This is a genomic window from Pseudomonas sp. MF6776, assembly GCF_016613125.1.
Taxonomy (GTDB): Bacteria; Pseudomonadota; Gammaproteobacteria; order Pseudomonadales; family Pseudomonadaceae; genus Aquipseudomonas; species Aquipseudomonas iridis.
This window is the reverse complement of the sequence record NZ_JAENSQ010000013.1, coordinates 162,729-173,332: the sequence shown is the minus strand read 5'-3', so window position 1 is coordinate 173,332 and position 10,604 is coordinate 162,729. Positions and strand designations below refer to the sequence as shown.

At 57.6% G+C, this 10,604-nt stretch carries 12 protein-coding genes, 1 pseudogene and 1 riboswitch; of the genes and pseudogenes, 5 read left to right on the top strand and 8 right to left on the bottom strand.

Annotation, left to right across the window (positions count from 1 at the left end; translation table 11 throughout):
- Nucleotides 1–657 precede the first annotated feature (657 nt).
- Complete coding sequence (locus JJD74_RS17080) at nucleotides 658–891, bottom strand: hypothetical protein (RefSeq protein WP_115146894.1); 234 nt, start codon at nucleotides 889–891, stop codon at nucleotides 658–660.
- Nucleotides 892–1,074: 183 nt separating this feature from the next.
- On the opposite strand from JJD74_RS17080, the gene tspO reads away from it, so the two are divergent.
- From tspO to msrA, 3 genes are read left to right on the top strand one after another with little or no spacing between them, the layout of a single operon-like run.
- On the top strand, nucleotides 1,075–1,515 hold the full coding sequence (tspO, locus tag JJD74_RS17075) for a tryptophan-rich sensory protein TspO (protein WP_042558873.1): 441 nt from the start codon (nucleotides 1,075–1,077) through the stop codon (nucleotides 1,513–1,515).
- Nucleotides 1,515–2,525: an alpha/beta hydrolase gene (locus tag JJD74_RS17070; RefSeq protein WP_047300838.1), complete on the top strand. Its 1,011-nt coding sequence runs from the start codon at nucleotides 1,515–1,517 to the stop codon at nucleotides 2,523–2,525. Before tspO ends, JJD74_RS17070 begins: the two co-directional genes overlap by 1 nt.
- 41 nt (nucleotides 2,526–2,566) lie before the next feature.
- Complete coding sequence (gene msrA / locus JJD74_RS17065) at nucleotides 2,567–3,073, top strand: peptide-methionine (S)-S-oxide reductase MsrA (RefSeq protein WP_042558871.1); 507 nt, start codon at nucleotides 2,567–2,569, stop codon at nucleotides 3,071–3,073.
- Nucleotides 3,074–3,156: 83 nt separating this feature from the next.
- Here msrA and JJD74_RS17060 read toward each other — a convergent pair.
- The 3 genes and pseudogenes from JJD74_RS17060 to JJD74_RS17050 form a co-directional block, all read right to left on the bottom strand.
- Nucleotides 3,157–3,459, bottom strand: a pseudogene (locus JJD74_RS17060) (antibiotic biosynthesis monooxygenase family protein).
- A 40-nt stretch (nucleotides 3,460–3,499) separates the two neighbouring features.
- Nucleotides 3,500–4,474: a zinc-dependent alcohol dehydrogenase family protein gene (locus JJD74_RS17055; protein ID WP_047300832.1), complete on the bottom strand. Its 975-nt coding sequence runs from the start codon at nucleotides 4,472–4,474 to the stop codon at nucleotides 3,500–3,502.
- Between the two features lie 72 nt (nucleotides 4,475–4,546).
- On the bottom strand, nucleotides 4,547–4,849 hold the full coding sequence (locus tag JJD74_RS17050; RefSeq protein WP_047300830.1) for an ArsR/SmtB family transcription factor: 303 nt from the start codon (nucleotides 4,847–4,849) through the stop codon (nucleotides 4,547–4,549).
- A gap of 114 nt (nucleotides 4,850–4,963) precedes the next feature.
- Here JJD74_RS17050 and JJD74_RS17045 point away from each other — a divergent pair, with 114 nt between their 5' ends.
- Nucleotides 4,964–5,440 (top strand): thiol-disulfide oxidoreductase DCC family protein, encoded by a 477-nt coding sequence (locus JJD74_RS17045; protein WP_200616015.1) that lies wholly within the window; start codon nucleotides 4,964–4,966, stop codon nucleotides 5,438–5,440.
- On the opposite strand, the gene JJD74_RS17040 is transcribed toward JJD74_RS17045, so the two are convergent.
- The 4 genes from JJD74_RS17040 to JJD74_RS17025 form a co-directional block, all read right to left on the bottom strand.
- Nucleotides 5,383–6,567, bottom strand: coding sequence for a saccharopine dehydrogenase family protein (locus tag JJD74_RS17040; RefSeq protein WP_200616011.1), 1,185 nt, complete (start codon nucleotides 6,565–6,567; stop codon nucleotides 5,383–5,385). The two genes, JJD74_RS17045 and JJD74_RS17040, sit on opposite strands and share 58 nt — an antisense overlap.
- A gap of 113 nt (nucleotides 6,568–6,680) precedes the next feature.
- Complete coding sequence (locus tag JJD74_RS17035) at nucleotides 6,681–6,989, bottom strand: putative quinol monooxygenase (RefSeq protein WP_042562039.1); 309 nt, start codon at nucleotides 6,987–6,989, stop codon at nucleotides 6,681–6,683.
- A gap of 28 nt (nucleotides 6,990–7,017) precedes the next feature.
- On the bottom strand, nucleotides 7,018–8,202 hold the full coding sequence (locus JJD74_RS17030; protein ID WP_200616007.1) for an L-dopachrome tautomerase-related protein: 1,185 nt from the start codon (nucleotides 8,200–8,202) through the stop codon (nucleotides 7,018–7,020).
- A gap of 56 nt (nucleotides 8,203–8,258) precedes the next feature.
- Nucleotides 8,259–9,266, bottom strand: a complete 1,008-nt coding sequence (locus JJD74_RS17025) for a zinc-binding alcohol dehydrogenase family protein (RefSeq protein WP_042558864.1) — start codon at nucleotides 9,264–9,266, stop codon at nucleotides 8,259–8,261.
- A gap of 110 nt (nucleotides 9,267–9,376) precedes the next feature.
- Between JJD74_RS17025 and JJD74_RS17020 the strand changes: the two genes are divergently transcribed.
- Nucleotides 9,377–10,267, top strand: coding sequence for a LysR family transcriptional regulator (locus tag JJD74_RS17020; RefSeq protein ID WP_047300822.1), 891 nt, complete (start codon nucleotides 9,377–9,379; stop codon nucleotides 10,265–10,267).
- Between the two features lie 52 nt (nucleotides 10,268–10,319).
- Nucleotides 10,320–10,525, top strand: a riboswitch (cobalamin riboswitch).
- The last annotated feature ends 79 nt before the right edge of the window (nucleotides 10,526–10,604 follow it).

The window sequence follows — 10,604 nt, the reverse complement described above, 5'->3', positions numbered from 1 at the left end:
GGTTTTTAAGAAACCCTAAACTTGGCTCAGCAATCGTTGGTTACATCTTTGATTTCTCGCGGAGTAACTTGTGATGCTGATAATCTTGTTGACTATCAGTCTGACTCCACAAGCACCCACACGAATTACTTGATTCAGTTGTTAAAGAGCGGTTGGTTAAGATCTTTCGTCTCAACCGAGGCGTGCATTCTACAGCAGCCTCATTTGCTGTCAAGTGATTATTTTCATTTAAAATCAATCACTTACACCCGCTAGAAGCAATCTGCTGTCTGGCGGGAGGTGAATAATACAGGACTAAAACTTATGGTCAACCCCTCTTAGAAAATTCTTTTCCAGACAGAAATCAACCGGTTGCAGCTCAGTCTGCACCAACCGTCATAATCCTGTTATCTGCGACTGCTAACCTCCACCGCCAAACGAAGTCCCCACCTCCAAGCGCCCCCGATCAAGCAACGACCCAAGGTGTGACCAACCCCATCCGCACTGCCGGCACCATCATCTTCAACCACACCACCGAGTCCATCGGCGTTTCGCAGAGCGGGCTGGCGATCATGTTCCATTCGAGTGGAACGGGGCTGCGGTCTTTTGATCTTCTCCCCAGCATGAGGATCAGGATCAAAAGATCGCAGCGCTCTGCAGTTTCTATCGGGATTTGCGTCAGTGATTAGCGATCACCTGAATGTGTGTGATCCCCACCCGCTCGGCCTGCTGCAGAATTTCCTGAGGCGTTGAGTCTGCGGTGGGCATGATCAGGCCGTTTTCGGCATCGCCCAGATGCAGTTCCAGCAGATGCATGGCGGCCTCGTGATCGCCCAATTGAGGCTCCTTGAGCTCGAAGGTGTGAGTGCGAGGCTCGCCGTTGAACAGGTATTTCAGAAGATAAGTGTGCATGGTTTCATCCAGGGTTGTAGGAAGAAGCAACTGATCATCCTGACTCAACAGTCAATTTTTAGTTCAACTGCATTTCGCCTCGCGCATGAACGGATAAATGTCTTCACTCAATGCAAACTTTTCGCGCAACCGGGCGTCCTTTTCTTACACTCCCAAACAGCTGACCACAGCTAAGGACTGGCGATGACCTTCTTTATATTCCTTCTGGCCTGCGCGGCCGCCGCGACCACTGGCGTCATGTTCAAACCGGGCGAGTGGTATGAGTCACTGGCCAAACCCGGCTTCACGCCACCCAACTGGGCGTTCCCGGTGGCCTGGACAGTCATCTATGTGTTGCTGGCATGGGCGGGTTACCGCTTGAGCCTTATTCCCGGGAGTCAGACAGTGCTGGCTTTGTGGGCCGCGCAGATAGCCCTGAATACACTGTGGACTCCGGTGTTCTTCGGCGCACATCAAGTTCTCGCCGCCATGGTGATCCTGACGTTGCTCTGGCTAGTGGTTGCGACAATGGTGGTACTGGCCGTGCAGCTTGATCTCATCACTGGTTTAATCCTGTTTCCTTACCTGGCGTGGCTATGCGTTGCCGCGGCGTTGAATTTCTCCATTCTGATCAAGAACCGCTGATGAACACATTCACCCGAAAAGCGCCGTGGCCGGAGGGCGAGCGTGAGTTGGCGCAAGTGCACGCCTTCAACAGAAAACTCGCCTGGTTGCCGCGCTTTAAAATTCGCAATCGCGTGCTGCCGAGGATGATTCAAACGCTGCTGCGCGCCAGTCAGGTCGGCGGCGCGAGAAAATTGCTCAAGCATGGCCTTACGGCTGAAAGCAGGGTGATTGATAGCGGCGGAGTACCGGTGGCCGTGCGGATCATTCGGCCCAAAGGTCGAGCAAAAGGCGTTGTGCTGGATTATCACGGTGGTGGCTGGGTGATCGGCAATGCGCAGATGAATGACAACTTCAATGTCGCCATCGTTAATACGTGCGATGTGACTGTCGTCTCGGTGGATTACCGGCTTGCGGTATCGACCCCCATTGAAGGGGTGATGCAAGACTGCCTGGCCGCGGCTCGATGGTTACTGACTGACGATGAGTTTGCCGACCTGCCGGTGATTGTCGTGGGCGAGTCGGCCGGCGGCCATCTGGCAGCAGCTACTTTGTTGGGGCTCAAGCAATCGCCCGATTTGCTGCAACGGGTAAACGGCGCGCTGTTGTATTACGGCGTATACGATATGACCGGCACACCGAGCGTCCGCACCGCGCCGCCGCAAACCCTGGTGCTGGACGGCCCCGGCATAGTTGAAGCGTTGCGCATGCTCACGCCAGACTTGAGTGACGAGGAACGCCGACAGCCTCCGTTGTCACCTCTATATGGCGACTTCAGTGATTTCCCGCCTGCGCTGATGTTTGCCGGCGAACTGGATCCGTTACGCGACGACACCCTCGACATCGCCGAGCGCTGGATGCAATCGGCGCCTGTCGAAATGCACCTGCTGCCCTCCTCGCCCCACGGTTTCATTCATTTTCCAACGGCTATTGCTGACAGCGTATTGACCTACAGCCGTGAATGGATTTGCGCTCGGGTCAGCGGGCAAATGAACGCTTCAGCCTTGGAATTGGGCAACACGCCCTCATAACAATGACTACATACATCATTTCCCGAGGGGAAGGACAGACCATGACCAGCCAAACCGAAACTGCCATCCTCGCCGGCGGGTGCTTCTGGGGGATGCAGGACTTGCTGCGGCGCTACCCCGGTGTCTTGCAGACGCGGGTCGGCTATACCGGCGGCGATGTCCCCAATGCGACTTATCGCAACCATGGCAATCATGCCGAAGCGATCGAAATCGTGTTCGATCCAGCCGTGATCAGTTACCGGCAGATCCTCGAGTTCTTCTTCCAGATACACGATCCGAGCACACCCAATCGCCAGGGCAATGACCTGGGCCCCAGCTATCGCTCGGCGATCTATTACCTCAGTGAAGAGCAACGCGATGTTGCCGAAGACACTGCTGCTGACGTTGACGCCTCTAAGTTGTGGCCGGGCCGCGTGGTCACCGAAATCGAGCCGGCCGGTCCCTTCTGGGAAGCAGAGCCTGAGCATCAGGATTACCTGGAGCGGATTCCAAACGGCTACACCTGCCACTTTATTCGGCCGAACTGGAAGTTGCCCAAGCGCAATTGATAGCCAAGTAAATTCGAAGCTCTCCGACATCAGCCCCCGATACCTTTCTTTAAAAGGTATCGGGGGCTGTTCGGCTTTACGCGTCAGCCTTTAGCAAACTCCGGCCCCTCAACGTGATAGACCGTTGGATCTTGCGAAAAGTAATCCTGCAAGCCCAGCATGAACCTCTGATGGTCATCACTCGCTTCAAAACCCGGCGCGTGATCCTAGAGTGTTTGCCATTGCACGATCAAGTTGAAGACCTCAGGACTTTCGATCCCCTGCGCGAGTGTGTGACCGCGGTAACCCTTTGCCCGAGTAAGTAAAGGCGCGACCTCGGCGAACGCATGGCGGAACTGCTCTACTTGTTCTTTATGGACGGGAAGCAAAGCGATTTCATAAATCATGGCGTGTCTCCAAATTGAGTTTCAACGGTTGAAAGTGCACTTAGCCAATGAGGCTGTCTTCGATGGCAATCGCGATTTTTCCCTGGATTCCATTGTTGGGACTCTCCAACCGGGCATGCGCGAGGGGAATGTCGGCAAGTGAATAGACGGCCCCCACGTGCGGGCGCAGCTGACCACGCTCAATCAACGCGCTCAGCTCATCAAGCTTGCCGCGGTTTTGTCGGGTGAAAACGAAGTGATAACTGGCGTTCTTGCCCCAGGCCTGGACAAGATTTTGTGGCATTGAAATGTCGACAATCGAAACTACGCGACCCAGTTGAGCAAGCGCATCGGGGCTGCGTGACAACGTGTTGCCGCCAATGGTGTCGAACACCACATCGACTCCACGCCCAGCGGTTTCTCGCAGGATGGCTTCGACGTAATCCTCCTTTTCGTAATCGATGACCACATCGGCCCCCATACTGCGTGCGAACTCACTGTTCGCTTCACGCACCGTCGTGAACACCTTGGCGCCAATGGCTTTTGCCAGTTGAATCGCCACATGCCCGACGCCCCCGGCACCACCGTGTATCAGAATGGTTTCGCCCACTCTGAGCGCCGCGCGCACGACCAGCGCTTCCCACGCCGTCCCGCCTACCAACGTCAGGCTTGCTGCCTCCAGATGGCTCAGCGCGGCAGGCTTCTTGCCGACAATGCTTTCGGCGGCAACGTGGTACTCGGCGTAACTGCCTTGGCCGTCAAATATCTGCGGGGTGTACCAGACCTCGTCTCCGGGAACGAAGCTCGTCACGCCCGGCCCCACCGCTTCGACAACGCCCGATACGTCATGCCCGGTTATGGCCGGCAGTTGCACCAGGTCGGGGTAATCGCCGCGTCGAACCTGGAAATCCAACGGGTTGATCGAAGTCGCGTGAACCCGGACCAGAACCTGTCCCGCTTGAGGCACGGGCTTGGGCACGTCGCAAAGTTCGAATGCTTGCGGGCCGCCAAATGATTTAAGTATCAGAGCTTTCATCGTATATCCTCATTTCGATAAAAAGGGATATCGAGATTTCTCGATATCTTCAGGTGAAAAGACAGCTGAAAACTACAGGTCCTTCCCGATGATCTCGGCAAGAACGCTGATGGTTGCTTCATTGCGCTTGTAGTAGGTCCACTGACCGATACGCCTGACTTCAACCAGACCCACGCGTTGCAGCGTTGCGAGATAAGAAGACACCGTCGACTGCGACAGCCCGACACCTTCCTGGATACTGCTCACACAAACGCCCACCGTATGAACGTCACCTTCATCCTGCGGCGGGAAGTTCTTTTCGGGGTCTTTCAAACCCTTGAGGATTTCAAGTCGGGTCTGGTTTGAAAGTGCTTTGAATATTTCGAGTAAGTCCATGCCGCGAGGATATCGACATTTTCCGATATGTCAATGCGAGAATTCAGTACTTTTCAGTCGGCCGGGAGCATTGCGATATGATCCGCAGCAACCGATTCCGATGGACTCACGCTCATGCCAACCGCGCAGACCCGCCCTACCCTCGCGCCATTGCTCAAACCCGGCGAAACCGTGGTGCTGTTCGACGGTGTGTGCAAGCTATGCAATCGCTGGGCGCGTTTTTTGATAAGGCATGATCATCAGCGGCGCGTGCGACTGGCGGCAGTGCAGTCACCCGAAGGACAGGCGCTACTGGCGTGGGCGGGGTTGCCGATGGACCAGTTCGACACCATGGCGGTGATTCGCGACCGAAATTACTGGGAGCGATCAGATGCCTTTTTCGAAATCGTCGGTCAGTTGCCCGGCCGCTGGCAGCCCTTGCGCTTGCTGCGCGTTTTCCCGCGTGGGCTGCGGAACTGGGCTTATGACCGCATTGCGTTGAATCGCTATCGACTGTTCGGCAAGTACGACAGCTGCCTGCTGCCGAACCCTGATCATGAGCAGCGCTTTCTGAAAATGCCTGCGCCATCGGTGGCTGGATCAGAAAGCTGACCAGGACTGCCGTCAGAAAACTGTACGGACAGGCTCAGGTTGGCCGGATCGTTGATCGCAGCCAGGTATTCGTCAACGCTGATTTCGCCGACGCAGGGCCGGGCACCCGGTTGCGGCACATGACCTCCGGCCATTTTCGCGGCCAGTGCGACGGCTGCGCAGCTGGGGATTTCCGGGCCTTTGTCGTTAAAAGCGGTCAGTTGTGCGGTCATGGTCAGCGGTTGCCCTTCAACGCCTGCGCCCTGAACGTCAATGTACATCGCACTTTTGCCATCGCCGAATCGCTCGAATCGACAGCCCAGCCGATGCAGTCTGGCGGCCCAGGGGAGATGGTCGCGAACCAGCCCGATCTTGACTGCCTGCGCTAACAAAGCATTGGCAACACCGGCGAGTTTCAACCCCGCACCGGCCTTGAAGCTGAGCGTGTGTGCACCATAGCGGCCGGCGAAGATATCCATGTCCGGTACGTCGACATTGGCCAGCAAGCGAGTGCCCAGTTGCGGTATTTTGCGCAAGGTCAGGTCCTGCCAACCCGACACTTCATGCACCTTGCCGTTTTTCAGTTGTTTGATCGGCTTGCCGGCGTAAGCCAGCACACCTTCGATTGTCGACAATCCCGGCATTTTCGTCGAAGCGCTAACGCCATGTTCGATCGCGTCAATACGCGAGAATCGGTGACGCTGCTGATCAATGATCGCTGACGAAAGCGTCGGCACCGAACTGCAACCACTGAGGATCGCCACGCCTGCCGCTTTCGCCCGTGCATCGAGAATACCCACGCCGTTGACGAAGGTTCGGCAGTCCGCCAGGTCGCAGTAATTCACTTGAGCAGCGATGCAATTCTCGGCGACTGCATAGGATTGCCCCTGAAACGGCCCGCCGGTGTGGATCACCAACCGGATATTCAGCAAGCGCAAAGCGGCGCTGAACGCAGGGCCCATGGCATCACCGCACCAACCTTGGACGACAGCAGCCGATTGGCTGTTCAGCTCATCGACCTTGCGCTGCAACTTATGCGGGTCGCGTCCCGAGAGCAGCAGCTCTACACCCGGCATGACCGCCAAATGCCCACAAACGATGCTACCGAAATTACCGTAGCCACCGACCACCATCACCCTGAACGGCATTCAATTCTTCCCTAATTGAAAGGCTGTTCTCAGCCACTATTCGACGCACATAAACAGCCGTGAAGAATATAGACCCGGGCACCCGCAAGCCACTCAACAATTGCGCGATGCCGTCAGCTCGATACCTGTTCAAGAAAGATCAGTTGCAAGGGCTCCTCAAGCAGGTCATCCGCCGTAGCGGCGAAACGCTGGAAATACGGCATGGCGAAATGCGCATCCAGTGCCGCTTGATCCTTGAACGCCTCGCGCATGTAGAACGTACCGCGCTCATCGCGCAGTTCAAACAACACATAATCGAGATTGCCTGGCTCTGCCCGGGTCGGTTCGACCAGTGCCAGAAGCCCTTCTTTCAAGGCCTGTTCCTGACCCTTTTTGGCCTTGAGTACGGCAATCGAAACCAACACTTCAGTGGACGCATTCATCATCAGTTCTCCGAAAAATAAACAGGTTTTAGCGCGTAGGCGCAGGCGCCGCGTCGATTTTCAGACGCAGCAGGCTGTAGGGTTTCTGTCGTTGATCCTGCCCGCCGCGAAACGCCGCCTGGCGGTGCAACTGGTTGGCGATGAAATACAGATAGCCGTCGGGGCCGATCGACAACGTGTCAGGCCAGAGCAACCGTGGGTCGTGCACCAGCGTCTGCCACTGGCCATCCGGCAGCCTTTTGCGGATCGAGTTGTGTTCGTAGTCCCCGGCATAGACGGCGCCGCCGGCGTCAGCCTCCATGCCATCGGAGGCCCCTTTCTCGCCGAGATCCTGCACGGCGGCAGCCAGTTGTTGCTCGCTGACGCTGGCATCGCGCAGCAGCGCAGTGGACACCGCATACAGGTGTCGACTGGACAGAGGCGTGAAATACAGCGTCTGGCCATCGGCTGACAGGGCAATACCGTCCGACGCCACACCCAGCGGTTTGGGTTTGCCGTCGGCGCCTTCGACCATCACTGGCAAACCTTCAACGACCGGGACGAAAGCCGGATCAACCGACGTTGCCGGCACGCCGCTCAAACGACGCATGGCACGCCCACTGGCGATGTCCATGACAATGATTGCGCCGGGGCCTCGCAGCGAGGAGTCGGTGAGGTACACGGTGCCCTCGGCGCCGTTTCGAAAGTCGAAACGCATGTCGTTGACATAGGTGCTGGGCAACATCACGTTGTCCGGGAACACCAGCCGCTTGACGACTTTGTTGCTGGCAAGGTCTATCGCAACCAGTTTCGCTCCTCGCGGCTTGGGGTCAGCGAAGCCCGGCGCTGCTGTGTCGAGCAGCCAGACACGCCCCTGACCGTCAGCCACCACGCTTTGCACACTGATTAACCCGTCGCTTGGGTCGTTGGGGTTTTCCTTGTTGATCGCGGCGTTCGGATAGGCCACCACTTTGCCGTCGCGGATCTCGCCCACGGTGAACGGCACGTTGTCGCCCCAGCGCGGAAAGTTGACGAAGATCCGTCCGGTCTCGCTGACGGTCACACCGGTGGGCATCGCATCGTAGAACGCATGCACTTGTTCAAGCTTGCCGAAGGATCGATCGGCGGGTGCATCCGCCGGCAAGGCGACAGCGTTGATGGCGTGGGCGAACGGCGCACCAAACGCGGCAGCCGATAACAAGGCGATAACGGCGGGAAGGGTTTTCATACGCATAAAGTGCTCCTGACGGGCCCTTTATGGCGCCCGTATGACGGTTCAAGTGACGGTTATCAGAAGCCTTCGAGAACGATCTTGCCCCGAGCCTTGCCACTCTCGACCACTGCATGAGCGCGGCGCATGTTTGCCGCGTTGATCGCACCGAAGTGCTCGCCGACGGTGGTCTGCAAAACCCCCAGATCAATCAGGTCCGAGACCCGGTCAAGCAGGTGATGCTGCTCGATCATGTCCTCCGTTTCGTACAACGAACGGGTGAACATCAACTCCCAATGCAGCGACAACGACTTGCGCTTGAGCGGCATGACATCAAGGCTCTCGGGATCATCAATCACCGCTAGACGACCCTGCGGTCGCAGCACTTCGATCAGCTGTAAAAAGTGCTGTTCGGTGTGGGTCAGGCTGGCGACGTAATCGACCTCGGCAATACCGAGTGCCTGCAACTGAGCGAGCAGTGGCTGGCTGTGATCGATGACGTGATGGGCGCCCAACTGCTTCACCCAATCAGCGGTCTCCGGTCGCGAGGCGGTGCCAATCACCGTGAGTCGGGTCAACTGCCGAGCCAGTTGCACCAGCATCGAACCGACGCCACCCGCCGCGCCGGTAATCAACAGGCATTTGCCCTCCCCGCTGGCCTCGGCGACACCGAGACGGTCGAACAATAATTCCCACGCGGTGATCGACGTTAACGGCAATGCCGCCGCCTCGGCAGCACTCAACGAACGCGGCTTGTGCCCGACAATCCGCTCATCGACCAAATGCAATTCGCTGTAGCTACCGCTGCGAATAATCGAGCCGGCGTAAAACACTTCGTCGCCCGGTTGAAACAGAGTCACTTGCGAACCGACTTCGCGGACAATGCCGGCCGCATCCCAACCGAGAATTTTCGGTTCTTTTGTGAAAGTACCGGCGCGCACCTTGGTGTCGACCGGGTTGACTGAAACAGCCCGTACCTCGACCAGCAGATCACGCGGACCGGGCACTGGCGCAGCCATCTCGATGTCTTGCAAGGATTGCGGATCTTCAATGGGCAGGGCGTGGTGTACAAAGGTGATGGCTTTCATGGGGGCTCGCTATCTAAAGGGTTTAAGCATTCACTTGCCACCATCTTCGGCTTCCCACGGAGAAAGAAAAACCTGCAGAATGCGCCAACACTTTCACTGCAGAAGAGAAAATGATCCGCATCGATGATCTCGCCCTGTTCACCCGAAGCGCAGCGCTGGGCAGCTTTACCGCCGCGGCGCTGGAGGCCGATTTATTGCCCGGCCAGGTCGCCGCTGCCATCAAGCGCCTGGAGCGCGAACTGGATGTGCGCCTGTTCGCGCGAACCACCCGCAGCCTGCGTTTGACTGCCGAAGGTGAGCAATACCTGCCCACCGCCCACGCCGTGCTCGAAACCCTGAAACAAGGCGAGGACAACCTGCGGGGTGAAAACGCCACGCTGCGCGGCGTGCTGCAAGTCACTGCGCCGTCTGATCTGGGGCGCAATATTCTGCTGCCGTGGCTAACGATGTTCCGTCGTCAGCATCCGGAACTGACCCTGCGCTTTGTGCTGTCGGACCAGATGGCCGACCTGTTTCGCGACCCCGTCGACGTCGCCATTCGATACGGTACCAACGAAGACGCCAACTACGTGGCTCTGCCACTCGCGCCTTGGAATAAACGGGTGCTGGTCGCATCGAAGGACTACGTGCAACGCCACGGGCAGCCAGAAACGCCGGAGGACTTGTTGAATCATCCATGCCTGCTCTACCTGCAGAATGGTCGGGTCTTCGATAAATGGAGCCTGGCCGGTCAGACGATTCAAGTCTCTGGCCCGCTGTTCAGCGACGACGCCGATGTGGTTCGGCGCTGGGCACTGGACGGTGAAGGTATCGCCAACAAATCCTGGCTGGATGTCAGCGCTGACGTGAGCGCAGGACGTCTGCTTGTGCTGCTGCCGGACTTTCCCGGAGAAGCCTCGCCGTTGAGTCTGGTGTGCCCGCATCGCAAACAAATTTCCCCCGCGGTATCGCAACTGTATGCGTGGTTGAGCAACCAGTTTGCCGCCCTGCAGCCGGGCTGAACTGAGCGTCCGATAATGGCTGCGGCGTTGACGAACGGTCTTTCGAGTGTTCAGATGCCGTCCAGTTTCAGGTGTCCCATGCCGCCGTGCATGGGGTGAAACGGGAAACCGGTACGTTCTTTTTGAACAAGTCCGGTGCTGCCCCCGCAACGGTATGCGCGTGATGCTTTCGACACACCACTGTGGCCAGACGGCCATGGGAAGGTGAAAGCATCGATACGCGCGAGCCCGGAGACCGGCCCGAAATTTCTGTTTGGCAAAATCCTGCGGTGGGCGGGCATGGGCCGGTGTCGGCGTGTGCGCGATGCCTTCTCCTGCATGCTCTTCTGCGAAGATC

Bases quoted from the DNA above. Each gene is read 5' to 3' on its own strand.
- JJD74_RS17080 (WP_115146894.1), bottom strand. From the start codon at position 891: ATGCACACTTATCTTCTGAAATACCTGTTCAACGGCGAGCCTCGCACT.
- tspO (WP_042558873.1), top strand. From the start codon at position 1,075: ATGACCTTCTTTATATTCCTTCTGGCCTGCGCGGCCGCCGCGACCACT.
- JJD74_RS17070 (WP_047300838.1), top strand. From the start codon at position 1,515: ATGAACACATTCACCCGAAAAGCGCCGTGGCCGGAGGGCGAGCGTGAG.
- msrA (WP_042558871.1), top strand. From the start codon at position 2,567: ATGACCAGCCAAACCGAAACTGCCATCCTCGCCGGCGGGTGCTTCTGG.
- JJD74_RS17055 (WP_047300832.1), bottom strand. From the start codon at position 4,474: ATGAAAGCTCTGATACTTAAATCATTTGGCGGCCCGCAAGCATTCGAA.
- JJD74_RS17050 (WP_047300830.1), bottom strand. From the start codon at position 4,849: ATGGACTTACTCGAAATATTCAAAGCACTTTCAAACCAGACCCGACTT.
- JJD74_RS17045 (WP_200616015.1), top strand. From the start codon at position 4,964: ATGCCAACCGCGCAGACCCGCCCTACCCTCGCGCCATTGCTCAAACCC.
- JJD74_RS17040 (WP_200616011.1), bottom strand. From the start codon at position 6,567: ATGCCGTTCAGGGTGATGGTGGTCGGTGGCTACGGTAATTTCGGTAGC.
- JJD74_RS17035 (WP_042562039.1), bottom strand. From the start codon at position 6,989: ATGAATGCGTCCACTGAAGTGTTGGTTTCGATTGCCGTACTCAAGGCC.
- JJD74_RS17030 (WP_200616007.1), bottom strand. From the start codon at position 8,202: ATGCGTATGAAAACCCTTCCCGCCGTTATCGCCTTGTTATCGGCTGCC.
- JJD74_RS17025 (WP_042558864.1), bottom strand. From the start codon at position 9,266: ATGAAAGCCATCACCTTTGTACACCACGCCCTGCCCATTGAAGATCCG.
- JJD74_RS17020 (WP_047300822.1), top strand. From the start codon at position 9,377: ATGATCCGCATCGATGATCTCGCCCTGTTCACCCGAAGCGCAGCGCTG.